We start from the raw sequence: 25861 nt of genomic DNA, 5'->3' as shown, positions 1-25861 counted from the left end.
GGTCAACAAAAAAGGGGTGCCCTGCCGGTCTGGCGGGGCACCCCCTTTTGTTTGCGACTTATGACCCGTTAGTTGCCGAAAGTGCGCTGCCACCAGCCGCGACGCGGCGGTTCGGTGCTTTCGGCGGGTGCTTCGGCGGCCTTCGCCTTGGCGGCGGGCGTTGCGTCAGCGGGGTCTTCTGCCGGCTCGGCCACAGGCTCGGGCGCGGATTCAGCCACGACGGCTTCGGCAGCCTCGGCCTTGGGTGCCGCCTTTTTGCGCGGTGCGCGCTTGGGCTTCGGCTTGGCAGCGGGCTCGGCTTCGGCGGCAGGCTCGGCTTCAGCAGCAGGCTGCTCGGCTTCGGCTGCCGGTGCTTCAGCCTCGGCGGAGGCTTCGGCCTCTGCCACCGGCTTCTTGGCGCGCGAGGCCCGCTTGCGCTTGGGCTTTTCGGCCACAGGCTCGGCCACGGCTTCGGCTTCGGCTTCCAACGGTTCCGCTGCAGGCGCAGCGGCCTCTTCGGTCACCGTTTCGGCAGGCGCTTCCGCACTGGCTTCGTCACCCGCAGCTTCTGCGCTGTCGTCACCGGCCTCGCCATTCTTGCGACCGCGACCGCCGCGACGACCCCGGCGCGCACGGCGCGGCTTGGCCTCGCCGTTATCGTCACCAGCCTCGGCAGCAGCTTCCACCGCTTCGCTTTCGGCAGGGGCTTCGGCATCGCCCGGCACCATCGCCTCGTCGGACTGTTCGCCAGCCTCCCTCTCGGTACCAGCTTCGAACTCACCCTGAGGGGCATCACCATCGCGCCTGCCGCGCTTGCCGCGACGGCGGCGGCGGCGCTTGGAGCGCCCTCCTTCGCCTTCCTCGCTGCTGCGCTGCTGGGCAGGGCGTTCGCCCCGCTCGCCGCGATCACCACGATCACCGCGACCGCTGCGCTTTTCGGTGACCTCTTCTTCTTCCTCGACCTCGTCGATCTCGTCTTCGATGTCCTCGTCATCTTCGTCGATGATCGGCTGGAAGGTCACGACCTTTTCCGGACGCGGGCCGCTGGCGGTCACTTCCATCTTCGCGCCTTCATTCTCCCCATTGGGCAGAATTTCGATGCGCACGCCGAACCGTTCTTCGATCTCGGCAATGTCGCGGCGCTTGTTGTTGAGGACGTAGATCGACGCTTCCTGGCTGGTGCGCAGCGTGATGATGCTGCCATGGCCGCGTGCGGCCTCTTCTTCCAGCAGGCGCAGCGCCGACAGGCCGGCCGACGATGCGGTGCGGACCAGGCCTGTGCCGTCACAATGCGGGCAGGTGCGGGTCGATGCCTCGAGCACGCCGGTGCGCAGGCGCTGGCGGCTCATTTCCATGAGGCCAAAGCCCGAGATGCGGCCGACCTGGATGCGTGCCCGGTCGCTCTTCAGCGCATCGCGCATGGCCTTCTCGACCTTGCGGATGTTCGAGCCATATTCCATGTCGATAAAGTCGATGACGACCAGGCCCGCCATGTCGCGCAGGCGCAGCTGCCGGGCGATTTCGCGTGCCGCCTCAAGATTGGTGTTGAGCGCCGTCGCCTCGATGCCATGCTCCTTGGTGGAGCGGCCCGAGTTGATGTCGATCGATACCAGCGCCTCGGTCGGGTTGATGACCAGATAGCCGCCCGACTTGAGCTGCACCACCGGCTCGTACATCGCCGAGAGCTGGTCTTCGGTGCCATAGCGCTGGAACAGCGGCACGGGGTCCGAATAGCTCTTCACCCGGCGCGCGTGGCTGGGCATCAGCAACTTCATGAAGTCCTTGGCCGCGCGGTATCCCGCCTCGCCCTCGACCAGCACTTCCTCGATATCTCGGTTGTAGATATCGCGGATCGCGCGCTTGATGAGGTCGCTGTCCGAGTGGATGATCTCGGGCGCTGAGGCCTTGAGCGTCTTTTCGCGGATCTCGTCCCACAGACGAGCGAGATAATCGAAGTCGCGCTTGATTTCGGGCTTGGTGCGCGAAAGGCCAGCGGTGCGGACGATGCAGCCCATGGTCGCGGGCAGCTTCATCTCGGCGATGATGGTCTTCAGCCGCTTGCGGTCCGAAGCATTGCTGATCTTGCGGCTGATGCCGCCGCCATGCGCGCTGTTGGGCATGAGCACGCAATAGCGGCCCGCCAGCGACAGATAGGTGGTGAGCGCCGCACCCTTGTTGCCGCGCTCTTCCTTGACGACCTGCACCAGCATCACCTGGCGGCGCTGGATGACGTCCTGGATCTTGTAGCGACGGCGCAGCGCCATGCGGCTGGTGCGCGCTTCGTCGCTGGCCTTGGCCTTGCCGCCACGGCCATCGCGGCGACGGCGGCGGCCATTGCCACGACCATTGCCGGTGCTTTCGCCATTGGCCTCGCGCGATTCCTCGCTCTCGCCTTCGCCGTCACCTTCATCGCTGTCGGAATCGCCATCGCTGTCGCCCGAAATGGTCTCGGCGACGATCGGTTCCTCATCGGTCTCGATCAGGCCCTCGTCGGACAGGCCGTCGTCATAGCTGCCTTCTTCGCCGCCACGGCCAGCCGCATCATCGGCTTCTTCCTCGGCAGCGAGCGCCTCGGCCTCTTCCCGGGCGTGCCGGGCTTCTTCAGCCAGCAGCGCAATCTTGTCCTCGCGCGGGATCTGATAATAATCGGGGTGGATTTCCGAAAAGGCGAGGAAGCCGTGGCGGTTGCCGCCATAATCGACAAAGGCCGCCTGCAGCGAGGGTTCTACCCTGGTAACCTTGGCTAGATAGATATTGCCCTTGATCTGCTTGTGTTCGGCAGATTCAAAGTCGAACTCCTCAATCCGGTTTCCCTTGAGCACCGCCACCCGGGTTTCTTCCTGGTGGCGCGCATCGATCAACATGCGCGTTGTCATTCAATATTCTCCGTGCGCGCGCACCGGGCGGAACCGGCCGGGTCGCTGCGCTTCTGTTTGCTGTAGCGCTGCCACCCCGGATAATGGGGGCGGTGCGCAAACGGGTTTGTTCAAGATGGATTGTGTCTGCTGTACAGGTTCGCAGGGCGTCAAGCGCACTGGCCGCGTCGCTTTTCCGCAGCCAACCGCCCGGAAGCGGGGTGGCGGAAAAGGCGGTATTCAAACCCATAAAGCGTCAACCTGGTGATACGGCAATCGCGGCAATTGGGGCCGCAATGCTGTCTGTGAGTACGGGCGATGGCCGGTTAAGCCAATGAGCCGCAAAGCTTTGCTAGCATCGCTGACGCAATACAGCAACAAAAAGCTCAATCCGCGCTTTCGCCTGCCGTTATTCATCAGGCAGGCGGCGCAACAGCGTTGCCGCATGTCCCCTTGTCCTGAACCCCAATTCGGCAATTCATGCTGAAATTCCTGTTAACCAGGTCGTTTCACAGGGTTTTTCCCGCTTAACCCTAATCCTGCCTTCATCAAGTGATCAGGCAGGAATCCGGGAATCATGAAATTGGACTGGACCGGACATTCGCGCCGGGGGCATAATACGGCCATGCTGTGGCTATCTTCCCTCTGCGTGTCGGTGGCATGCGCCGCACCCGCCCAGGCGGGGGAGGTGTCGAATGTCGAAATCCGCGCCAATCAGGTGGTGCTGCACTTCAATGACGTAATCGACAGCGCCAGCAGCTTCGTCCTGAGCGGACCTGACCGGATCGCGATCGACATCAAGGGGGCCACGGCGCGCTCCAATGCGCTCACCCAGTCCGGCCTGTTCCGCAATGTCCGCATGGCACAGTTCGATAGTGACACCGCGCGCGTGGTGCTCGATCTTGATCGGCCCGCAATGGTCAGTGCCGGCACCTTTTCCGAAGATGGACGCAGCCTGACGCTTTCCGTGAAGGAACTGGGCTCGTCCGAACTGACCGGGGTGCTCAATGCGCCGCGCCAGTCGTTCGTGCCGCCGGCGAATTTCCGGGCAGAGCCGCCGCCGCGCCGCTACAGCGTGCGCATTCCGTTGCCCAAGGCCAGCAAGGCGCCGCCGCTTCCCAGGATAGAGGGTCCCAAGGACGACACCCGGCCGCTGGTGGTCATCGATGCCGGCCATGGCGGGCATGATCCGGGCGCCATTAGCCCGCATGACGGCACGCGCGAGAGCAAGGTGACGCTGCAGGTCGCGCGCGCCATTCGCGATGAACTGCTCAAGACCGGGCGCGTGCGGGTCGCACTGACCCGCGACAGCGATACCTTTCTGGTGCTGCAGGAACGCTATGGCATTGCGCGCCGCCTGGGCGCGGACCTGTTCATCTCGGTTCATGCCGATGCCGCAGCCTCGCAGACCGCGCGCGGCGCAACGATCTACACGCTGTCCGAGGTCGCATCCGACCGTGAGGCCGCCAGGCTTGCCGCGCGCGAGAACAAGGCGGACATCCTCAACGGGGTGAACCTGGCCGATGCGCCGTCCGATGTGTCGTCGATCCTGATCGATCTGACGCAGCGCGAGACGATGAACCTTTCGGCTGACTTTGCGCGGTTGCTCCGCCGCGAGGGCGATGCGAAGATGAACTTCCGCAGCGATTCCCACCGCTTCGCCTCGCTGATGGTGCTCAAGGCACCCGACGTGCCGTCGGTGCTGCTTGAAACGGGCTATGTCAGCAACGCCGATGATATCGCGCTGCTCAACTCTGCCGGCTATCGCAGGCGCATTGCGGAATCGGTGAGCCAGGCGGTTACGGTGTTCTTCGCCCGCAAGCTGGCTTCCCGTTAATTCCGGACGCAGTTCCCCGTCTTTCCCGCGAAAGCGGGAATCCCGCTCCGTCGCAGACCTCTGCTTCAATAGCGGGACCCCCGCCTGCACGGGGGTGACGGAAACGAAAGGCGTGGTCCGACCGGCCGATGTCAACTATCGCAACCGCCGCCAATCCGCTCTGGCCATATTCAGGAATCCTGTGCTAACCGCCCAGCCATGAGCGAGGGTGAAAGCGGCAGTTCCGCCTATAGTATCAGGCGCGGCGGTAACGGGGCAGGCGTGGCCCTGCGCGACGCGTGGCAGAAGCGCTGGGTGCGCTGGGCAGCCTATCTGCTCGGGCTGGCACTGGTCGGCGTGTTCCTGATCTGGGTGATCTTCGCGCGCGACCTGCCGTCTGCGGAAACGCTGGTCGATTACGAGCCGGACCTGCCCACCATGGTGCGCGCGGTCGATGGCGAGATCGTCAACAGCTATGCGCGCGAACGCCGCGTCCAACTTCAGTACAAGGACTATCCGCTGCCGCTGATCCGCGCGTTCCTCTCGGCCGAAGACAAGAATTTCTTCTCGCACAACGGCCTGGATTATCCGGGCCTGGCATCGGCGGTGTTCGATTACGTGACCAAGCTGGGCTCCGGTCAGCGTGCACGCGGCGGATCGACCATCACCCAGCAGGTCGCCAAGAACCTGCTGCTGGGCGACGAATATTCGATCACCCGCAAGATCCGCGAGGCCATTCTTGCCTATCGCATCGAGGATGTGCTGACCAAGCAGGAAATCCTGGAGCTGTACCTCAACGAGATTTACCTGGGCCGCAACGCCTATGGCGTGCAGGCGGCAGCGCGCGCCTATTTCGGCAAGGATGTTGCCGATCTGAAGCTGCACGAGGCGGCCTATCTGGCAATCCTGCCCAAGGCACCGTCCAACTACCGGCCCGAAAACAACATGGAACGCGCGCTGGAGCGGCGCAACTGGGCGCTGGGCGCGATGCAGACCAACGGTTGGATCACGCGCGAACAGATGCTGGCAGCACAGTCCGAGCCGCTGGGCACCATTCCGCGCACCGGCGACAATTTCGACAAGGTCGGCGGCTATTTCGTCGAGGAAGTCCGCCGCCAGCTCGTCGAGAAATTCGGCGAGAAGCGCGAGGACGGCCCTAACAGCGTTTATGCCGGCGGCCTTTGGGTGCGCACCTCGCTGAACCCCGCGATGCAGCGCGCCACCACCGAGGCGCTGCGCGATGCACTGCTGCGCTATGACCGTGGCAGCGGCTGGAGCGGTCCGCTGAACAAGATCGAGATGGACGACCAATGGGCCTCGCGCCTGGCATCGACCTATATCGATATCGATTATGACAACTGGCGCGTTGCGGTGGTGATCGACAAGTCCGCGAGTGCGGCGGAAATCGGATTTGCCAATGGCGACAAGGGCGTGCTGCCGCGCTCGACCGCGACCATGCCGCGCAAGCGCGTCGGCGGCACCGCCTATGATTCGATGAAGCCCGGCGACATTATCGCCGTCGCGCCTATGTCGGGCGATAGCTACGCGCTGCGCAACGTGCCCGAGATTTCGGGCGGCATGGTGGTGCAGAACCCGCGTTCGGGCCGGGTCTATGCGATGCAGGGCGGGTTCGATTCGCAGATCAGCCCGTTCAACCGCGCCACCCAGGCCGATCGCCAGCCCGGTTCGACGATCAAGCCCTTTGTCTATGCGACCGCGCTCGACAATGGCATGACCCCGGCGACCCAGATCGTCGATGGAACTTTCTGCGTCTATCAGTCGGCAAGCCTGGGCAACAAATGCTTCCGCAACTTCGGCGGATCGGCAGGGGCAGGGGCCCAGACGATGCGCTGGGGCCTGGAACAGTCGCGCAACCTGATGACGGTGCGCGCGGCCAATGATGCGGGCATGACCAATGTCGTCAAGACGATCAAGGCGGTCGGTATCGGCGATTACAAGCCCTACCTCTCGATCGCGCTGGGTGCCGGCGACACCACGGTGATGAAGATTACCAACGCCTATTCGATGCTGGTCAACCATGGCCGCGAATTGAAGCCGACCCTGATCGATTATGTGCAGGACCGTCGCGGCAAGGTGATCTTCCGCTCCGATCCGCGCGTGTGCGAGCGGTGCAACATGCCCAAATGGGATGGCAAGCCGATGCCGCGCTTTGCCCAGCGCGGTCGCCAGATCCTCGATCCGATCACCAGCTATCAGGTCGTCCACATGCTGGAAGGCGTGATCTCGCGCGGTACTGCGGTGACGCTGGCGGATCTCAAGCGGCCGATGTTCGGCAAGACCGGCACCACCAGCGGCCCGACCAATGTGTGGTTCGTCGGCGGCACGCCCGATGTCGTGGCGGGCGTGTATCTGGGCTTTGACCAGCCGCGCAGCATGGGCGGCTATGCCCAGGGTGGCCGCCTGGCCGCGCCGGTGTTCAAGCAGTTCGCCAAGGAAATCTTCCCCAGCCTGCCGGTCAGCGAGTTTCTGGCCCCTCCGGGTACGCGCATGGTGCGCATCGATCGCCGCTCGGGTCGCCGCGTCTATGGTGCCTGGCCCGGCGATGAGGCCAAGGCAGCGGTGATCTGGGAAGCGTTCAAGCCCGAGACCGAGCCACGCCGCTCGATCCGCCAGGAGGAAATGGCAGCAGCGGTCAAGGCGGTGCAGAAGCGGACCGGCCCGGCTTCGCGCGCGCGCAGCGACAGCGAGTTCCTGCAGCAACAGGGCGGCATCTACTAGGCGCGCAAACCGGGCAGGACATTCACTCTACCGTTCGGGTTGAAAAATCGGGCGGGTCGGAGTATCGGGCATTGGACCATGCTCAGCCAGAAAGTCCGCTACACCATCCGCGCCTTGCAGCATCTGGCCGATCATTACGGCCAGGGGCTGGTGCATCTGGACGAGATCGCCGACGCCCAGAATATTCCGCCCAAGTTCCTGACGGTCATCCTGTCGGAAATGGCGCGCGCCGGGCTCGTGCATTCGCAGCGCGGCAAGGATGGTGGTTACGCGCTTGGCCTTGCCCCGGTCGATATCCGCTATGGCGATATCGTGCGCATCACCAGCGGATCGCTGGCGCTGGTGCCGTGTGCTAGCCGCTATGCCTATGAAAAGTGCAAGAACTGCCTGGCGGAGGATGAATGCCGCCTGCGTGCGCTGATGCTGAAGGTGCGCGACGAAACGGCGGTCATCCTGGACGAGATCACCCTGGCCGATCCGATCGAGCCCGTCGGCGCGTTCGACAGCGAGATGGCTGGCTGAGCCGCCACGGCTCAGGCTTCAGGCCGCGAACACCACCTGCCAGGCCGCGCCCTTGCGCAGTCCGGTCAGCGCCCGGACCTCTCCCCCCAGCTGCGACGCCAGCGATTGGACGATGCGCGTGCCCAGACCCTTGCTGGCTGCCATGTCGACGCCTTCCGGCACGCCGCGGCCGTTGTCGCTCACCGTCAGCGCCAGCCGTTCCGGGTCCAGCCGCTCCAGCTTCAGCGAGATCGTCCCGCCATCATCGGCAAAGGCGTGTTTCAGGCTGTTGGTCACCAGTTCCGTCACCAGCAGCGACAGCGTGGTCAGCCGCGCGATGTCGAGCGTCACCGCCGGCATGTCGACCAGGCACACGATGTTGCGCGCGCCAGTGGCCTGCAGCAGGTCGGAACAGATCTCCTGAAAATATTCCGCGACCGGCAGGTCGACCGAGGCAGGATCGTAGAGCCGCCGGTGGATTCGCGACATCGTCTCGATCCGGCTCTGCGCCTCGTCGAGAGCGGAACTGGCCGAGGCCGGATCGGCGGTGATCTTGCGCTTCTGCAGGTGGAGCAGGGCCGCGACAAAGGTCATATTGTTGGCGACGCGGTGCTGCAGTTCCTGAAACATCGTGCGCTGCTGATCGTACAGATGTTCCGTCACCTGCTTCTTGGCCTCCAGCCGCTCGGCAGCGCGATGCATGAAATGGATCAGAGCAATGTCGACGGTGACGATGAAGATGTAGAAGCCGATGGCGATCGTGCTCGATCCATCCATGGCAAAGCTGTTGAACGGCGGGATGAAGAAATAGAGCGCCGCCAGCCCGGACAGCACCGCGCACAGCACGCCCGGCCACAATCCGGCGAGGAAGGTGGTGACGATCACGGCGGGGAAGAAGGTAAGGTACGGGAAGCCCGGCGGCAGCGTGCCTTGAAGCTGGAAGCGCGAGACAAGCGCGATCGCGAACGATGCGAGAGACAGGCCATAGCCCAGCCGCCAGTCGCTGCGAAACTTGCTGCCAGCCCTTAACAATCGATCCATCGTCACTCTCGTCACGCAGGCTAGGGCGGACAAACCCGACCGGCTGGCACAGTCTTTCTGTTTAGAAGCCGGATAATGGCGGGGCAAGGGTCACCAGCGCTGCAAATGCTCCAATTCAGGAAGCGTCTTGCGCTTGGGCGATGCTGCGGGGCGTTTCGTCCTGCGAGGTAGGGGGGCAAGAAAAACTATGTTGCCAACTGGATTGGTAGAGAATAGCTTTCCTCTTGCGGGCCATGCTGCATGCAGCCGGTCCGCACCAGTTTCCTTCAAGGAGTAAGCCGATGCCTCCTGCCAAGCCCGAGAATGCAGCGCTCCGCGCGCCGCTTCCGTTTTCCACCATCTCCGATGCCATTTCGCGCCTGCGTTATGGTGCCATCGTGCTGACCGTGCACGACGGCAAGCTGGTGCAGATGGACGTGACCGAGCGCCAGCGTTTCAGCTGAGCGCGCACCGTTCGCCTATCCCTCTGATTGCCGGGACCGGCCAAACCGGACCGGCATTTTTTTGAGCGTTTTTCCATGCTGCCCAACACGTTGCGTGCCGACCGGACATCCGGAAGCACTTCCATATCCGGGGGTCTTTCCAAATGTCCATTTCCGTTCCCGCGCGCGCATCGCTTGCCGCGCTGGCCTTTGCGCTCGCCTTTCCCTTCCAGGCGCAGGCAGCCGACACCGATGGCGATGCCGTTCAGGCCGATTCCGCCGCTCAGGCCGATGCTGCCGATGATCAGGGTGACAATGTGATCATCGTGACCGCCCGCCGCCGCGACGAAGACATTCAGGACGTGCCGATCGCGCTGTCCGTCATCGATGCGGCGCAGGTCGATTCGCAAGGCCTGTTCAACATCAGCCGGCTCACCCAGATCCAGCCCGCGCTGCAATTCTATTCGACCAATCCGCGCAACACCCTCATCAACATCCGCGGTATCGGCGCGCCGTTCGGCCTGACAAACGATGGCTTCGAACAGGGCGTCGGCATCTATATCGACCAGGTCTATTACAACCGCATCGCGTCTGCGACGCTCGACTTTGTCGATATCGAACAGGTGGAGGTGCTGCGCGGACCGCAGGGCACGCTGTACGGCAAGAACACCACCGCAGGGGCGATCAACATCCGGACGCGCGCGCCAAGCTTCACCTTTGAAAGCCGTGCGGAACTGAGCGTCGGCAATTACGATTTCAAGCAGGCCAAGGCGACGATTTCCGGCCCGATCTCGAACACCCTCGCGGCGCGGCTGAGCCAGTCCTCGACCGATCGGCGCGGCACTATACTCAACGTGAAGACCGGTCAGAACGTCAACAGCCTGGACAATCTGGGCATTCGCGGCGCGCTGCTGTGGCAGCCGAGCGACAGCTTCAAGGTCACCCTGTCGGGCGATTACAACATCCAGGATCCGATCTGCTGCGTGCAGATCTATGCCCGTGTCGGCACCACCCAGCGCGCGGCGAACCGGCAATATGCCGCGCTGATCGCGCGCTTCCCGGGCTATCGGGTGCCCAGCACCGATCCGTTCCACCGCGTCACCGATCTTGACGCCAATATCCGCGCGCGCAACGAACATGGCGGCGTATCGGCCCTGGTCGAATGGGATCTCGACAAATTTTCGATCACCTCGGTCAGTGCCTATCGCTATTGGGACTGGACCCCGGCCAATGACCGCGACTTTACCGGTCTGCCCATCTTCCTCAAGGTCAACAATCCCACCCAGCAAAAGCAGTACACCCAGGAATTCCGGCTGAATTACGAGGCCGAGCGGCTGAACTTCGTGCTCGGTGCCTTTGCCTTCTACCAGGAGATCCGCACCCAGGGCATCCAGGAGCAGGGCCCGGCGGCGAGTGCCTGGCTGCTCAACCCGACCAGCGCGCTGTCGAACAATCCGGCTGTGCTTAACGGGGTGGTCGCGAACAACGACATCCGGCTCGACAATGTCAGCCTGGCGGCCTTCGGTAAGCTGAACTGGAAGGTCACCGACCGGTTCACGGTTTCGCCCGGCATCCGCATCAACTACGACAAGAAGGAGGGCCAGTACGACTCGGTGGTCACCGGCAACGCCTCCAACGGCACCCGGCAGATCGTCAGCAACGTGCCGACCAGCCCGTTCTTCAACGATCCCTGGATCGCGGCGCAGCGCGGCGTGCAGGCCTCGCAATTCTTCGAGGTGGATTTCAGCGACTGGAACCTCTCGTACGACCTCAATCTGGGGTACGAGATCAGCCCGGACGTGAACGCCTATGCGACCTATGCGCGTTCGTTCAAGACCGGGGGCGTCAACCTGAACGGCGTGCCCAGCCGCGCCGATGGCTCGGCCGCGCTGGAAGTCGCGGTCATCAAGCCGGAAAAGGTCGATCATTTCGAAATCGGACTGAAGACCAAGTTCTGGGACAACAAGGCAACCCTGAACCTGGCAGCGTTCTGGACCAACATTCAGGATTTCCAGGCCAGCGTGATCAGCAATATTAGCGGCAGCAACGTGCTGCGCGGCTATCTCGCCAATGCCGACAAGGTGCGCAGCCGCGGCGTCGAGGCGGATTTCCGCGTGCAGCCTTCGGACCGGTTCACCGCCTATGTCAGCGGGGCGTTCACCGATGCCAGTTTCGTCCGCTTCGTCGATGCGCCTTGCCCGCCCGAACTGGCCGGCGGCACCACGGTCACCGGCACGCAGGTGCCGGGGCCTGCAGCCACGCCCGGCGCGCTGAGCCCGGCCAATTGCGATGTTTCCGGCCAGTGGCTGCCGGGCGTGTCCAAATGGGCCTTTTCCTGGGGCGCGGAGTATAACGTTCCGGCGACGGTGTTCGGGCTCGAGGGCAATGCCTATGCTGGCTATGACGCCAATTTCCGCTCAAAATTCTCGTCAAACGCCTCGCGGTCGATCTACACCGATATCGATGCCTATGCGCTCCACAATGTCCGCGCCGGATTCCGCATCGACAGCTTCGATGTCTTCGTGTGGATCCGCAACGCATTTGACGAAGACTATTTCGAATCGCTGGCGGTCACCCCCGGCAACACTGGCCTTATCTCTGCACAAATGCCCGATCCCCGCACCGCCGGCCTCACGGTCTCGGCGCGGTTTTGAGGGTGGTTGAACTTTCCTCCAGAAGAAGGGACCGCACGTGCCGGACCTTGCAATACTGAACTTTGCCGATCTGTGGCCCTATCTGCTGGTCGGGTTTGCGGCGCAGATGGTCGATGGCGCGCTGGGCATGGCGTTCGGCGTCATATCCAGCACGCTGCTGGTCTCCGTGCTCGGCGTGCCACCGGCCCAGGCTTCGGCCGGAGTGCATCTGGCAGAAGTGTTCACGACCGGCGCATCGGGCCTCAGCCATGCCTGGCATCGCAATATCGACTGGGGGCTGTTTACCAAGCTGGTGCTGCCGGGGGTCGCGGGCGGGATATTGGGCGCCTATGTGCTGGCCAATATCGATGCCGGCGTCGCCAGGCCGCTGGTGATGGCCTATCTGGCCGGTATCGGGCTGGTGCTGCTCTACCGCGCCTGGCGTTTCCCGACGCCGCGCTTCGAAGACCCGCGCATTGTTGCGCCATTGGGCGCGGCAGGCGGGTTCCTGGATGCTGCAGGCGGCGGCGGATGGGGTCCGGTCGTAACCTCCAACCTGCTGATCCAGGGCGGCGAACCGCGCAAGACCATCGGCACGGTAAGCGCATCCGAATTCTTCCTGACCGTGTCGATCTCGGTCACCTTCATCCTGACCATGGGGTTCGAGGCCTTTACCACCGCCACGATAGGCCTGCTGATCGGCGGGGTGCTGGCCGCGCCGTTCGGAGCGATCCTGGCCAAGAACGTCAGGCCCCGGGTGCTGCTGTTCATGGTCGGCACAGTGCTGACCATCACCAGCATCTACAGCATCTACAAGGCGCTCAGCTGAGACGGGGCGCGTCCTGTCGAGGCGGTGCGCTCAGATCTCTTCGCGGACCTGCGCATAAGCCAGCGCCGCGAAAATCACCGTGCCGCCGATGACATTGCCCACCAAAGCGGGCAGGATTCCGCCAAAAACCGCCTGAACCGGGCTGATCTCTCCCATCAGCATGACGATGAACAGTTCGGTTGATCCTGCCACCACATGCGAGAAACCGCCCAGGCCGATCATATAGGTGACCAGCATGATCATCAGCACCTCGCCTGCGCTTTCGATGCGCGGCAGCATCCAGACCAGCGATGCGATCATGAAGCCGGCGGGCATGCCCCAGAGCAGGTGGTCGAGCGGTGCCACCTCAGCATAATGGCGCGACACGGTGACCACGCCTTCCATCTGCAGCGGGGGGATGATCCCGGCATGGACCATCAGCACGGCCGCCATCAGGCAGCCGGTCATGTTGGCAGCAAAGACGATGCCCCATAGCCGCGCGGTCTGGGCCAGCCGCGATGCGGAAGGATAGGCCAGCAACGGCAGGATCGGCGTGACGGTATTCTCGGTGAACAGCTGCATCCGGCCCATGATGACGACCAGAAAGCCGACCGAATAGCCCAGGTTGGTGACCGCCGGGGCCCAGGCGGTATCGGGCAGCAGCGCGGTCAACAGCCCCTTGCACAGGATGGACAGGCTGATCGCCAGCCCTGCGCCGACGCCAGACCACCACAGGGCGGAAAACGAGCGCGCGAGCTCATGTCGGCCCGACCGGCTGATCGCGCGATAGATCAGCGCGGTGGTGACATCGGCCAGATCATCGAGCGCGGGCTCGCTTGTCTTTCGCCTGCTTTGTCGTGCCATATGCCCCCCGTTTGAACGCGCGTATCGCTGTCCAACGCGCTGGGGGAGGGTTCGTTGCGGTTGGTCGCCACCGTCGGCTCAGAAGCTGACCTTGGGCGCTGCGCCAACGGTCGCGCGCTCGTCGCCGCCCAGTTCCCAGAAGCCCTGCGGCTTGAAGCCCAGCGCGCCTGCAAACAGCACGGCGGGGAAGGATTCGATGCCGGTATTATAGTCGGCGCTGGCGGCATTATACGCGCGGCGCGCGGCGGCGAGCTTGTCCTCGACATCGGCCAGCTCGTGCTGCAGCGTCTGGAAATTGGTGTTGGCCTTGAGGTCGGGATAGGCCTCTGCCAGCGCGAACAGGTTCTTGAGCGCGCCGCCCAGCGCCATTTCCGCGCCCTGGGCCTCGGCCGGACCGCGCGCGGCAAGCGCATTGCCGCGCGCCGCAATCACCGCCTCCAGCGCGCTCTTTTCATGCGCGGCATAGCCCTGGACGGTGCTCACCAGATTGGGGATCAGGTCGTGCCGCTGGCGCAGGCCCGCATCGATATCCGCCCAGCCCTGGCGGCAGTTCGCCCGCAGCGCCACCAGCCGGTTATAGATCATGATCACCGCCAGCAGCACGACGATGACGATGACGAGTATGATCCATTCCATAGACAGTCCCCCTCTGTAAGGCCTAGCATTATCACGCGCGCTGGGGTGGGGGAATGCCGGTGATCACAATACCCGATGTCGACACACTGCTGGCAGGCGATCTGGGCCGGTGGCTTCAGGGCCAGGCCGAGGCGCGCCAGGAAGCCAAGCGCAAGGCGTGGCAGCGCTGGATCGGCGGGCTGGTGCTGGGGGCGCCGCTGCTGTTGTGCTTTGGCGGCGAAGGGTTCGTCTGGCAGGCGCTGGGCTATGCTGGCCTGGGCATCGTCGCGATCGGCTTCACCCTGGGCGGGATCATCCGCCAGAACATGGTGAGCAGCCTGAAGCGCGAAATGAACGGTGCGCTGGCCCGCACCTTGGGGATCAGCTTCGATCCGGCGGCGCGCTTCGGCGATGAATTCAACCTGGCTTATGCCTATGATCTGCTGCCCGGCTATACCCGCAAGACCTGCGAGGACCTGTGGGAAGGCGAACTCGGCGGCACGCGCTTCTGCTTGTACGAGGCGACGCTGATCGAGCGGCGCGGATCGGGCAAGGACCGCCGGGATGTCACGGTGTTTCGCGGAGTCATCCTCACCATCCGCTTTGCGCGCGAATTTCACGGGGTGACGCTGGTCGAGCGGCAGAAGATGCGCCTGGCCCTGTTTGGCGACAGCCTGACCAGGAACGGCATGAAGCTGGACCGGGTGAAGATGGTCGATCCGCGCTTTGAAAAGACCTTCGATGTCTATGGCAGCGATCAGGTCGAGGCGCGCTATCTGGTGCACCCGGCCTATGCCGAACGGCTGGTGGCGCTGGAAGAGCGGTTCCAGGGCAAGAGCCTGAAGGCGCTGTTCCATAAGGGCGATGTCGTGGTGGTGGTGGATAGCGAGGACCTGTTCGAAAGCGCCTCGCTGAACCCCGAAAAGGACCGCGAATTGCTGGGCCGGACGATCGATCAGTTCCGCGCGCTGGCCGAGATGATCGCCAGCCTGAACGAGCGGCGGCGCGAGGGGACCGGTACGTCCTGATTACTGTTCTCCGGCGAAAGCCGGAGCCCAGAGCGAGATTGCGCTGATCTGACTCCTGGACTCCCGCTTTCGCCGGAGAACGGCTTTGGTAGTTATGGGGCGGTCACAACCCCATGATCGCCGCCGCGATCCAGCGTTCTTCGGATCGCAATATGCCCCAGGCGCGGGCGGCGGCGCGGCTGTCCATCACCTCGACGCCGATGCCGCGCTCTTCCATCGCGCGGATGAAGGCGCGGGGCGGATGGACCAGGCCAGGCCCGGTCCCCAGCAGCATGAATTCGGGTTGCGGATCGAGCGCCAGCACCTGTGCCATCGCGGTGATATCCAGCGCGCCAATCGTCGGCGCATCCCAGGGCATGGCCGAAACCGGGGTCAGCACCAGGTGCGAATCCACCCGGCGCGGGCCCAGATTGTCGCCATCCAGCTTGAACCCATTCGCGGTAAAGCCGGTGATGACTGGCCCTGAGGCGCGTGGATCCTGATTGAATTCGGCCATGTCGAAGACGATCCGGGGGTCAGCCGATCAGGGCTGGCCGCCCATGCCTTCCTTCAGCTTGGCTTCGGCCTTGTCCGCTTCGCTCTGCTGCGGAACGAAGCTGTGCGGCCCCACGCCCAGCCAGACGAGGATGGGGTTGGCCATATAGATCGACGAATAGCAGCCGACGAACAGGCCCAGCGTCATCGCCGCAGTGAAGCCGAAGATCACGCCCGGGCCGATGAACAGCAGCACCAGCAGCGCCACCAGCATGGTCAGCGAGGTCATCACCGTGCGCGACAGCGTTTCGTTGGTCGACAGGTCAAGCAGCGCAATCATGTCCATCTTGCGGTACTTGCGCAGATTTTCGCGCACGCGGTCGAACACGACGATGGTGTCGTTCAGCGAATAGCCGATGATGGTCAGCAGCGCGGCGATGATGTTCAGGTTGAACTCGAGCTGGGTCAGCGCGAAAAAGCCGAAGGTCAATGCAACGTCGTGAAACAGCGCGAACAGCGCCGCGACGCCGAACTGCCATTCGAAGCGGAACCAGATATACACCGCAATCGCCAGCATCGCGAACACCAGCGAATAGACGCCGGTGGTCAGCAGCTCTTCGGACACCTTGCCGGAGACCGAATCAACCCCGTCGATCCGCGCACCCTGGGCGGCATATTCCTTGGTGATCATCGTCGTCACGCGCTTGGTGACGGCGTTGACCTCATCCACATTGTCGCCCGAAAGGCGCATGCGGACCGAAACCTGATTGGGCTGGCCAAAGCGCTGGATGGTCGATTCGCCGAGGTTCAGCGCCTCGATATCGTCGCGCAGATCGGCCACCGGGGCCTCCGCCACCTTGTCGAACGTCACCTGGATCATCTGGCCGCCGACGAAATCGACGCCCAGGTTCAGGCCGCGCACGCCGACCAGCACGAAAGAAGCCACGATCGACAGCATGCTGATCGTCATCGCCAGCTTGCGCCAGCGCAGGAAGCGGAAATTCGTGTTGTCGGGAACAAGCTTGAGGAGCTTCATGGGATCAAGCCTTCCTTAAATGTGCAGTTCGCGCGGACGTGCGCGCTTGAGCCACAGCGCCACGAGCATGCGCGTGACATAGACGGCGGTCCATACCGATGTGACGATGCCGATCATCAGCACCACGGCAAAGCCGCGCACCGGACCGGATCCGAACAGGAACAGCAGCACCGCAGCAATGACATTGGTGATGTTCGCATCGAAAATCGCGCGCGAAGCTTCGGTATAGCCGACCTCGATCGCCTGGATGATGCGCCTGCCGTTCTTGCGTTCCTCGCGGATGCGCTCGTTGATCAGCACGTTGGCATCCACCGCCGCGCCGATGGTCAGCACGAAACCGGCAATGCCCGGCAGTGTCAGCGTGGCATTCATCAGCGCCATGATGCCCAGGATCATGAACACGTTGAGGATGAGCGCGATATTGGCGTAGATGCCAAAGCGGCCATAAGTCACCGCCATCAGCACCAGCACCGCCAAGGTGCTGATCCCGCCCGCCAGCAGGCCGAGCTGCACCGATTCTGCGCCCAGGTCCGGCCCGACCGAGCGTTCCTCGACCACCTTCAGTTCCACCGGCAGCGCGCCCGATCGCAGCGCGATGGCGAGCTGGTTGGCGCTTTCGGTGGTGAAGCTGCCCGAAATCTGGGCGGAACCGCCCAGGATCGGCTCGTTGATATTGGGGGCGGACAGCACTTCACCGTCGAGGATGATGGCGAAAGGCTTGTTGACATTCTCCTGCGTCAGCCGCGCAAAGCGCGCACCGCCGTCGCGGTCGAAGGTGATCGACACGACCGGCTCGTTGGTCTGCGGGTCGAAGCTCGCCTGCGCATTGGTCAGCTTGTCGCCGCGAATGCCGCCCAGCCGCCGCACCGCAATCGGCGTGCCGCCAGCGGGGTTGGTGGGGTAGGGCACGATCTCGCTACCCACTGGCGCACGGCCGGCGGCGATATCTTCGGGGCTGGCGGTCTGATCGACCAGCTTGAACTCCAGCTCGGCGGTCTGGCCCAGCAGGTCCTTCAGCGCTTCGGGGTCGTCGAGGCCGGGCACCTGCACCACGATGCGGTTGTCGCCCTGGCGGATGATGGTCGGCTCGCGCGTGCCCATTTCGTCGATGCGCTTGCGCACCACTTCGGTCGCGGTTTCCATTGCCTGGTCGAGCGCCTCGGTCAGGCCGGCCTCGGTCGGCGTCAGCACGATGCGGCTGGTGTCGCGGACTTCGATATTCCAGTCACGCTGGCCGGTCAGTCCCGCGCCGGACGTCAGCGGCAGGATCACTTCGCGCGCGGCATCCACCTGGCCGACATCACGCACCAGAAAGGAGAGCTTGCCGCCTTCGCGCGAGATATCGCCGATGCCGATACGCGGCTTGGCGTTGCGCATCGCGGCGCGCACGGTCTCTTCCATGTTCTGCAAGCGCTGCGCGGCGACATCCTTGGGATCGCCTTCGAGCAGGATGTGGCTGCCCCCGGACAGGTCGAGGCCCAGGTTGATCTTTTCCTGCGGCAGGAAGGACGGATAATATTTGGCTGCGCCTACGGGCAGCAGGCTGGGGATCGCCATCAACACGCCAAAGGCGAGCAACAGGCTGATGGAGATCGTTTTCCAGCGCGGAAAATCTAACATTCTTATCGCTTCCTTGGCAGTGCTGGCTCAGATGCGGCGTGCTGCCGTGTCCAGCGAGCGCGGGCCGGATGTGCGCGCCATATATTCATGCGCGGGACAGGCGGCAAGGCGGCAGGCAGATTGGGCCGCGGCTCAATCGTTGGCAGGCGCGCCGCCGGGCTGGATGACATCGCTCAGCGTGGCCTTGACCGCACGCACCTTGGCGCCGCCCAGATCGATTTCGACATAGGCGTCATCGACCTTGGTCACCTTGCCGACCAGACCGCCGCCGGTAATCACCTGATCGCCGCGCTTGACCGCATCGATCTTGGCCTTGTGCGCCTTCATCTGGCGCTGCTGCGGGCGGATGATGAGGAAATAGAAGATCAGCAGCAGCGGCACGAACATCAAAAGCTGGGTCCAGGCCGGTGCAGCGCCGGGAGCGGCGGCGGCCAGTGCGAGCAGGAGTGTCGAGTCCATGGGCTGTAATATCCGGATGTCTGAATGGAAAAAGTGAGCGTCAGGCCGATAAACAGCCGGTCGCAGCGATGCGCGCGCCTATCATTATCGGCAGCGCAAGGCAATTGGCGATCACCTGCGCGTTCTTGTGCATCACGGGGTTGCCAACCGCGTCGCATCGCCATATAGGCGCGCTTCGCTTTTGCCGCAGGCGCGGCAAGGCCACGGTCGGGACGTAGCGCAGCCTGGTAGCGCATCACACTGGGGGTGTGGGGGTCGGAGGTTCGAATCCTCTCGTCCCGACCAATTTATCGCCGCAATCGCCGCGCGCAGATTTTACGCAAATTGTTCGGTATCGATCGTACGCTGCATCGCGTCGCTGTAGCGCGGGCCGCTGACGGTGCGTTCGTTGATCAGCTCGTCGATGCGCGCTGCGGCGTCGGCGGGGATGGTCCAGTCGGCCCGGGCGAAATTCTCTTCCAGATGCGCAATCGATGCGGTGCCGGGGATGGCGACGACATGCTCGCCGCGCGACAGTACCCATGCGAGCGAAAGCTGCGCGGGTGTGACCTCAAACTCGGCAGCGATGGCGCAGAACCGGTCGGCCAGCGTTCGGTTTGTCGGCCAGTTGTCTGCATTGAAGCGTGGCATGCCGCGGCGCAGATCCTTGTCGGTCAGCGTCTCGACGTCCTGCACGCCATTGGCCAGGACACCGCGCGCAACAGGGGAGAAGGCGACAAAGGTCGTGCCCAGCTCTGCACAGGCTTCCAGCACCGCGATTTCCGGTTCGCGCGTCCAGGGCGAATATTCGGTCTGCATCGCCGCGATGGGGTGTTCCCTGGCGGCACGGCGCAAGGTCTCGGCCGACATCTCGGACAGGCCGATGCTGCCGATCTTGCCCGCCTTGATCAGGTCCGCCATTGCGCCGACCGATTCCTCGATCGGAACATCGCGGTCGCGGCGGTGCATATAATAAAGGTCGACATGGTCGGTCTGCAGCCGGGTGAGCGATTCATCGATGCAGCGGCGGATCGCTTCGGGGCGGCAGCTGACGCCGCGCTTTTCGCCCTCGATGACGATTCCCATCTTGGTCGCCAGGAAGAACTCGCTGCGCCGCCCCTTCAGCGCTTCGCCGATCAGCGTCTCGTTATGGCCCAGGCCATAGATATTGGCGGTGTCGAGATGGTCATAGCCCAGGTCGAGCGCGCGGTGGAGCAGCGCGGTCGCGGTCTCGCGCGGGGGCAGGGTGCCATAGCCCCAGCTCAGCGACATGCAGCCAAGGCCGATCGGGCGGACGGGGCGGGAGTTGATCGTGCGTGTGGTCACGGGAGGTGCCTTCCTGGTTGAGGCGCGGCCGGTGCCGCCGTTTGCGCCGCGCTCGCACAGATGGCGAGGGCGGGTCAAGCCGATGATTCGGCTGCACCGCTCCGGCTGTCCCGCGCCACACCTTGCGGGCCCTGTCTGGCTGCGCAGCACACGGGCCCAAGCAGGCCCAATCGCATGCTGCGCCTGTTTGAAATGCTGCTACGCCACGCGGTTAATATACAGATAACAAACGGGTTTCATGATGAGCCGAGTGGTTGAACCCCAGCTGGGGCGGGGTCATGCAAGGGCCTGCTGGACATTCGTCAGCCAGGCTTCCGTTCCCGAAAAAGACACCTGCGCTGTCAATATTTTATCCTCTTTTCCACCCCCCACAAACCGGCTATATGCACGGTTCCCAAGGGTGCGGGGGAAAGGGGTCGGGCCATCGCGGCGTGTCCTTCCTGCGCCAGTGCAAGAAATATATCTTGCCAGAGTCCCTAGGGTGTCGATACAACGCGGGCTCTTGTTTCCGCAACGAAGGGGAAAAGTACCATGAAGTCCATTTTCAAGCTGAGCCCGGTTTTCGCCGTCGCTGGCGTTCTGGCTCTCGCCGCTTGCTCGCCGGAAAAGGCTGAAGAAGCCCCCGCCGAAGAAGCCACCACCGAAGCTCCCGCTGAAGAAGCCATGGAAGCTCCGGCCGCTGAAGGCGCTGAAGCTGGCATGGAAGCCGGTGCAGAAGCTGGCGCCGAAGCCGGTGCTGAAGCTGGTGCCGCTGCTGGCGCCGAAGCCGCTGCTCCGGCCGCTGACGCTGCCGCTGCTCCGGCTGAAGAAAAGAAGTAAGCCTAGGCTTCACTTCGCCTGAATAAGGCAAAGTTTCAGAGACGCCCGGTAGCCCTTTGGGGTTACCGGGCGTTTTTGCGTCTTCGCCCTGCGCGAGCGGCGGTCACCTGATCTTCACCAATGTTTACGCTCGCTTAGGCACTTTGCGTTACAAGCAGCGCCAGCCGAACCCCGCGCCGTTTTCCCCCGAACGGTAGCTTTGCGGTCGGCAGGAGGTTCCGGAGAGCGCAGATGGCAGCGTGGACAGGCAATCGGCATGCGGCGAGCCAGCCGGCGACGGACCGTCGCTATGCCATCCGCATCAACGTCAATATCGAGGCGGAGCTGGTCGATCAGGGCCGGCGTCATTGCACCGTCACGCTGACCAACCTGTCGATCACCGGCTGCCGCTTTGAAACCGACCAGCCGCTGCGGATGCCCGCGCCGATCACCTTGACCATCGAGGGCGTCGATCCGATCCAGGGCGAGATCGTCTGGGCAGAGGGCAAGCTTATGGGCTGCCATTTTGCCGAAGCGCTGAGCCCGACCATCTGCAATCGCATCATCCGCACGCTGCGTCAGCAGCAGGACCAGCGCTAACCCGCGACAATCCGCTCAAAATGCCGGTGCAGTTCGTCGGCATTGCGCTGCCAGGTGAAGTGGGAGACCGTGGCGCGCACCTGCTCGGGCTGTGCGCCGGATGCCAGAACCTCGCGGATCGCGGACGCAAGGCTCGCCGGATCGGGCTCAGCTATCCGCCCCGCCACCGGATCGGTGAGCAGTTCACCCGCACCGCCGGCATCGCAGATCACGATCGGCGTGCCGCAGGCGAGCGATTCGACCCAGGCATTGGCCAGCCCTTCGGAGCGTGAGGGCAGCACCATCGCATCGGCGGCAGCCAGCCAGCGCGGCAGATCGTCATGCGGCACCGAACCTGCAAACAGGACGCGATCGGCAACCCCCAGCCTGGTGGCGAGCGCACGATAGCGCGGCTCTTCCTCTCCCTGGCCTGCCAGCACCAGCGTGGTGCCGGGCAGTTCGGTCAGCGCCTCGATCACCAGATGCTGCCGCTTGCGCGCGATCAGCGCGCCGACCGTGATCAGCATCGGGCCGGTAATGCCGTGCTCGGCGCGAAGCGCATCGCCGGATTGCGGCCTGAAGCGCGCCTGGTCGCAGCCAGTATAGTGGACGGTGATCTTCTCGGCGGCCATGCCCAGCGCCACCATATCCTGCTTGAGTGCTGCCGACACGGCGAGCAGGCCTGCGGCATCGCGCCCTGCTTCCAGCACCTGCGCCCGCGTCTTTTCGGCATGGCCCCAATGGTGGATGTCCGCCCCGCGCGCCTTGACCGAAAAGGGAATCCCCAGCCGCTGCGCCAGAATGCGCGCCGCCGGGCCGTCGGGATAGAAGAATTCCGCATCGATCAGGTCGAACGGCCGCTCGCGGTGCAGCCGCTCGACCAGCGCCCAGATCGCGCGGACCATCAGCTGCGGTTGCCAGTGCCCGCCGATGCCGGGAATGTGCACGAAGCGAGGCCGGTAGACGCTGAGCCCATGCCAATTCTCGTGCACGGGAAGAGCGCCCAGCGCCCGGTAGCGCGCATGGCGTGACAGCGGCCAGGGTGGCAGCGCCTGCGGGCTGATGACGGTGATGTCGATACCCTCGCGTGCGGCAATCGCGGCCGTCTGGCGCTCGACGAAAATGCCGAAATTCGGCCGAGCGGCATTGGGGAACAGGGTGGCGAGGGTAAGGATGCGCATGGAGCCGCTGCTTCTACAGCGGGCGGATTAACGTTTCTGCCACTGCCAGCCAGGGCGGATCGTTCACCACCTGCTGGCGGGTGCCTGCACCCGGCGGCAGGATCTGCATCCGTCCTTCCTCGCGCGCGATCAGCCGCCCGAAGACAAAGCGACCGGCAGGGCGCGGGACCAGCACGTCGCGGTTGAGCGCGCTCGCCAGATCGGCCTGCTCGATCCGCCGCAGCCACAGCACGTCGCCGCTGCGATACTCGCCGATGCTGCCAGTGACGCGCAGCGCGATCAGATTGTCCGCCGCTGCAGGGGGAAGGGCGCGTTCGGCCCGGGTCGGCGCGCGCGCGCCATCGGGGGCCAGCAACGCTGCGACAGGCAGGTCGGCGGCGGCCGAGCTGCTCACCAGCGCGCTGCTTTCGACCTCGAGCGCGGCAGCGATGCGGTTCAGCCAGTCGAGCGAGAGCGTACGCGTTCCGGTTTCCAGCCGGCCGATAGTCTGCGCGGTGGTGGGCGGCTCGCAGCGCTGCGCCACCTCTTCCAGCGTCAGGTTGCGGGCACGGCGGACATCGCGGATACGGTTGATCATGAGATGCGATCCTAACCTATATGGATAAACACCTTTCCTACATTCCAACGCCTGTGGCAAGCCTGTTTGATCAGGTGAACCAATGGGGATCAGGACATGGCAGGACGACAGGCGACAGGCAGCATCCGGGCAGAGGCGGGCAGGCTGCTGGCGGAACGGGTGATGGAAGGCGAAACCCCGGGCAGGCGGGTGGATGGCGCGCGGCGCCCCGCCCGTTCGGTTACGGTCAATCTGGGGGAATCGCCGCTCGGCTGGCTGCTGGCGCGCGGGCTGATCGACCAGCGGCAGTTCGATGCCGGTGAAAAGCTGCGCGCCGACTGGGAGCGCGCCAATCTTGCGCCCTCGCTTACCATGCGCTGGGATGCTGCTCCCCGCAGCGGTGCGCGGCGCGGCAGCGACGATCATCTCGAGCCGACCGAACGCCAGACCGCGGCGCGCCAGCGCTTCGATGCGGCGATGACCGCGCTGGGCCGCGACCTCAACGATATCGCCTGGCGCGTCATCTGCTCGGGCGAGGCGATGCCGATGGCCGAAAAGGCACTGGGCTGGCCGGTGCGCTCGGGCAGGCTCGTGCTCCGCCTCGCGCTCGACCGATTGGCCGATTACTACCGCCTGCCAGGCTGACAGGCCTTTGAAGTCTCCACGCCCCGCGCTTGTGCCAACTTGTGCGGCGCGGCCAGGGTCAGCCCATGGCCTCGACCTGCTCGGCCAGCTCCAGCCAGCGCATTTCGGCAGCGTCCTTTTCCTCGCGGGCCTTTTCGATCGCCTGGGTCAAAGCGGCGAACCTGGCCGGGTCGCGGGTGTAGAGCGCAGGGTCGGACAGCGCGGCCTCGTCCCGCGCAATCGCAGCTTCGATCGCCTCGATCCGCTCGGGCAAGCTGTCATAGTCGCGCTGGTCCTTGTAGCTGAGCTTGGCGCGCTGCGGCTTGGGCGGGGGCGGTGCAGCCGCTGCGGCGGCAGCAGCCGCGGCCTTGGACGCGCCGGATTTCACCCAGTTCGCCATGCGCTGCTTGCGCTGTTTCTCCCAATCGGCATAGCCGCCGGCCACGACATCCACCGTGCCGCTGCCGTCCAGCCCCAGGGTCACGGTGACGGTGCGGTCCAGAAAGTCGCGATCATGGCTGACGATCAGCACGGTGCCATCGTAATCGGCGATGACCTCCTGCAGCAGATCGAGCGTTTCGAGATCGAGATCGTTGGTCGGCTCGTCGAGTACCAGCAGGTTGCTCGCTCGGGCGAACTCGCGCGCCAGCAGCAGCCGCGAGCGTTCGCCGCCTGATAGCGTACCGACCCGCGCCTCGACCAGGCCAGGATCGAACAGGAATTCCTTCAGATAGCCCTGGATATGCTTGCGCACGCCGCGCACGTCGATCCAGTCGCCGCCCTCGGCCAGCACATCGCGCACGCGCTTTTCGGGCTGCATCAGCTTGCGTTGCTGGTCGATGATGACGCCGTCGAGCGTCTTGGCGAGCGTGATGGTGCCGCTGTCGGGTTCCAGTTCGCCGGTCAGCAGCCGGATCAGTGTGGTCTTGCCCGCGCCGTTCGACCCCACGATGCCGATGCGGTCGCCGCGCTGGACGCGCAGCGAGAAGTCCTTGATGATCGTGCGCTTCGCCTCATCCTCGCCAAAGGTCTTGAACACGCGGTCGGCGACGATCACCGACTTGGTCTTGCTGTTGTCGCTCACCGCCTCCAGCTTGGCGGTGCCCTGCGGCCCCAGCATCGCTGCACGCTGGGCGCGCATGTCCCACAATTTGGCAAGGCGGCCCTGGTTGCGCTTGCGCCGGGCGGTGACGCCGCGTTCCAGCCAGTGCGCCTCGATCTTCAGCTTGGCATCCAGCTTTTCGGCAGCGCGCGCCTCTTCGGCATAGACCTGCTCCATCCAGGCCTCATAGCCGCCAAAGCCGATCTCCTGCCGGCGCAGATTGCCGCGATCGAGCCACAAGGTCTGGCGGGTCAGCCGTTCCAGGAACGTACGGTCGTGGCTGATCACGACGAAGGCGCCGTTGAACCGGCCGAGCCAGCTTTCCAGCCAGTCGATGGCGGCAAGATCGAGATGGTTGGTCGGCTCGTCGAGCAGCAGCACATCGGGCTCGCTGGCGAGCGCCCGGCAGATCGCAGCACGACGCCGCTCGCCGCCGCTGGCGGTCTGGGCATCACGCGACAGGTCGATGCCGATCTGGTCGGCAATCGCGGCCACCTCGTGCGCGGGCGGTGCATCGTCGCCCGCCAGTGCCCAGTCGTTCAACGTCGCATAGCCCTTGAAGTCCGGATCCTGCGCCAGCATCACCACGCGGGCACCCGGCTGCACCGTGCGCCGTCCGCGATCCGCGTCGATATCGCCCGCGATCAGCCGCAGCATCGTCGTCTTGCCAGCGCCGTTGCGCCCGATCAGCGCCAGCCGATCGCGCGGCCCGATATGCAGGTTGATATCGCGGAACAGCCAGCCGGTGCCCTGGACAAGGCCAAGGTCTTCATAGGAAAGGACGGGGGGAGTGGACATGGCTGCCACTTAGGCGGGGGCGCGGCGG

At 64.4% G+C, this 25861-nt stretch carries 22 protein-coding genes and 1 tRNA gene; 11 read left to right on the top strand and 12 right to left on the bottom strand.

From position 1 onward, the window contains the following. Nucleotides 1-68: 68 nt before the first annotated feature. Nucleotides 69-2855, bottom strand: a complete 2787-nt coding sequence (locus OU999_09555; GenBank protein WAC22015.1) for a ribonuclease E/G — start codon at nucleotides 2853-2855, stop codon at nucleotides 69-71. 556 nt (nucleotides 2856-3411) lie between these two features. Between OU999_09555 and OU999_09550 the strand changes: the two genes are divergently transcribed. The 3 genes from OU999_09550 (at nucleotide 3412) to OU999_09540 (ending at nucleotide 7911) form a co-directional block, all read left to right on the top strand. Then, the gene (locus OU999_09550) at nucleotides 3412-4671 is read left to right on the top strand and encodes an N-acetylmuramoyl-L-alanine amidase (GenBank protein ID WAC22014.1); all 1260 of its coding nucleotides are present in this window, start codon (nucleotides 3412-3414) and stop codon (nucleotides 4669-4671) included. A 198-nt stretch (nucleotides 4672-4869) separates the two neighbouring features. Continuing rightward, a complete protein-coding gene (locus OU999_09545) occupies nucleotides 4870-7389 on the top strand; it encodes a PBP1A family penicillin-binding protein (GenBank protein WAC22013.1) in 2520 nt (839 codons plus the stop codon). A gap of 78 nt (nucleotides 7390-7467) precedes the next feature. Beyond that, complete coding sequence (locus tag OU999_09540; GenBank protein ID WAC22012.1) at nucleotides 7468-7911, top strand: Rrf2 family transcriptional regulator; 444 nt, start codon at nucleotides 7468-7470, stop codon at nucleotides 7909-7911. A gap of 18 nt (nucleotides 7912-7929) precedes the next feature. Here the strand turns inward: OU999_09540 and OU999_09535 are convergent, their stop codons facing one another. Then, a complete protein-coding gene (locus OU999_09535; GenBank protein WAC22011.1) occupies nucleotides 7930-8931 on the bottom strand; it encodes a DUF4118 domain-containing protein in 1002 nt (333 codons plus the stop codon). Between the two features lie 281 nt (nucleotides 8932-9212). Between OU999_09535 and OU999_09530 the strand changes: the two genes are divergently transcribed. The 3 genes from OU999_09530 (at nucleotide 9213) to OU999_09520 (ending at nucleotide 12815) form a co-directional block, all read left to right on the top strand. Then, entirely contained in the window at nucleotides 9213-9374 is a 162-nt protein-coding gene (locus tag OU999_09530; GenBank protein WAC22010.1) for a YezD family protein, read from the top strand. A 143-nt stretch (nucleotides 9375-9517) separates the two neighbouring features. Next, nucleotides 9518-12007, top strand: coding sequence for a TonB-dependent receptor (locus OU999_09525; GenBank protein WAC22009.1), 2490 nt, complete (start codon nucleotides 9518-9520; stop codon nucleotides 12005-12007). Nucleotides 12008-12044: 37 nt separating this feature from the next. Further along, a complete protein-coding gene (locus OU999_09520) occupies nucleotides 12045-12815 on the top strand; it encodes a sulfite exporter TauE/SafE family protein (protein ID WAC22008.1) in 771 nt (256 codons plus the stop codon). Between the two features lie 30 nt (nucleotides 12816-12845). Here the strand turns inward: OU999_09520 and OU999_09515 are convergent, their stop codons facing one another. Further along, entirely contained in the window at nucleotides 12846-13658 is an 813-nt protein-coding gene (locus OU999_09515; protein ID WAC22007.1) for a formate/nitrite transporter family protein, read from the bottom strand. Nucleotides 13659-13736: 78 nt separating this feature from the next. Beyond that, entirely contained in the window at nucleotides 13737-14294 is a 558-nt protein-coding gene (locus OU999_09510) for a LemA family protein (protein ID WAC22006.1), read from the bottom strand. Nucleotides 14295-14353: 59 nt separating this feature from the next. Between OU999_09510 and OU999_09505 the strand changes: the two genes are divergently transcribed. Next, the gene (locus tag OU999_09505) at nucleotides 14354-15301 is read left to right on the top strand and encodes a DUF3137 domain-containing protein (GenBank protein WAC22005.1); all 948 of its coding nucleotides are present in this window, start codon (nucleotides 14354-14356) and stop codon (nucleotides 15299-15301) included. A 103-nt stretch (nucleotides 15302-15404) separates the two neighbouring features. On the opposite strand, the gene OU999_09500 is transcribed toward OU999_09505, so the two are convergent. From OU999_09500 to yajC, 4 genes are all read right to left on the bottom strand, one after another. Then, nucleotides 15405-15797, bottom strand: a complete 393-nt coding sequence (locus OU999_09500) for an Mth938-like domain-containing protein (GenBank protein WAC22004.1) — start codon at nucleotides 15795-15797, stop codon at nucleotides 15405-15407. Between the two features lie 27 nt (nucleotides 15798-15824). Further along, a complete protein-coding gene (gene secF / locus OU999_09495) occupies nucleotides 15825-16811 on the bottom strand; it encodes a protein translocase subunit SecF (protein ID WAC22003.1) in 987 nt (328 codons plus the stop codon). A 15-nt stretch (nucleotides 16812-16826) separates the two neighbouring features. Continuing rightward, nucleotides 16827-18431 (bottom strand): protein translocase subunit SecD, encoded by a 1605-nt coding sequence (secD, locus tag OU999_09490; protein ID WAC22002.1) that lies wholly within the window; start codon nucleotides 18429-18431, stop codon nucleotides 16827-16829. Between the two features lie 132 nt (nucleotides 18432-18563). Then, entirely contained in the window at nucleotides 18564-18818 is a 255-nt protein-coding gene (gene yajC / locus OU999_09485; GenBank protein WAC25398.1) for a preprotein translocase subunit YajC, read from the bottom strand. 280 nt (nucleotides 18819-19098) lie between these two features. Here yajC and OU999_09480 point away from each other — a divergent pair. Beyond that, a tRNA-Pro gene (locus tag OU999_09480) sits at nucleotides 19099-19175 on the top strand. Nucleotides 19176-19205: 30 nt separating this feature from the next. On the opposite strand, the gene OU999_09475 is transcribed toward OU999_09480, so the two are convergent. After that, nucleotides 19206-20195, bottom strand: coding sequence for an aldo/keto reductase (locus tag OU999_09475; protein WAC22001.1), 990 nt, complete (start codon nucleotides 20193-20195; stop codon nucleotides 19206-19208). A 531-nt stretch (nucleotides 20196-20726) separates the two neighbouring features. On the opposite strand from OU999_09475, the gene OU999_09470 reads away from it, so the two are divergent. Both OU999_09470 and OU999_09465 read left to right on the top strand, forming a co-directional pair. Then, nucleotides 20727-21014 (top strand): hypothetical protein, encoded by a 288-nt coding sequence (locus tag OU999_09470; GenBank protein ID WAC22000.1) that lies wholly within the window; start codon nucleotides 20727-20729, stop codon nucleotides 21012-21014. Nucleotides 21015-21245: 231 nt separating this feature from the next. Then, nucleotides 21246-21593 (top strand): PilZ domain-containing protein, encoded by a 348-nt coding sequence (locus OU999_09465; protein ID WAC21999.1) that lies wholly within the window; start codon nucleotides 21246-21248, stop codon nucleotides 21591-21593. Here OU999_09465 and OU999_09460 read toward each other — a convergent pair. Together OU999_09460 and OU999_09455 are read right to left on the bottom strand one after the other, a co-directional pair. Beyond that, the gene (locus OU999_09460; protein ID WAC21998.1) at nucleotides 21590-22753 is read right to left on the bottom strand and encodes a glycosyltransferase; all 1164 of its coding nucleotides are present in this window, start codon (nucleotides 22751-22753) and stop codon (nucleotides 21590-21592) included. The two genes, OU999_09465 and OU999_09460, sit on opposite strands and share 4 nt — an antisense overlap. Before the next feature lie 13 nt (nucleotides 22754-22766). Further along, the gene (locus tag OU999_09455; protein ID WAC21997.1) at nucleotides 22767-23330 is read right to left on the bottom strand and encodes a helix-turn-helix transcriptional regulator; all 564 of its coding nucleotides are present in this window, start codon (nucleotides 23328-23330) and stop codon (nucleotides 22767-22769) included. Nucleotides 23331-23426: 96 nt separating this feature from the next. Between OU999_09455 and OU999_09450 the strand changes: the two genes are divergently transcribed. After that, entirely contained in the window at nucleotides 23427-23954 is a 528-nt protein-coding gene (locus OU999_09450; protein ID WAC21996.1) for a DUF6456 domain-containing protein, read from the top strand. Between the two features lie 58 nt (nucleotides 23955-24012). On the opposite strand, the gene OU999_09445 is transcribed toward OU999_09450, so the two are convergent. Further along, on the bottom strand, nucleotides 24013-25833 hold the full coding sequence (locus OU999_09445; protein ID WAC21995.1) for an ABC-F family ATP-binding cassette domain-containing protein: 1821 nt from the start codon (nucleotides 25831-25833) through the stop codon (nucleotides 24013-24015). Nucleotides 25834-25861: the final 28 nt, after the last annotated feature.

Origin of the sequence: Blastomonas sp. SL216 (assembly GCA_026625625.1) — a bacterium.
Lineage (GTDB): Bacteria > Pseudomonadota > Alphaproteobacteria > Sphingomonadales > Sphingomonadaceae > Blastomonas.
Note: the sequence above shows the minus strand (reverse complement) of the source record. Positions and strands in the feature narration are given on the sequence as shown.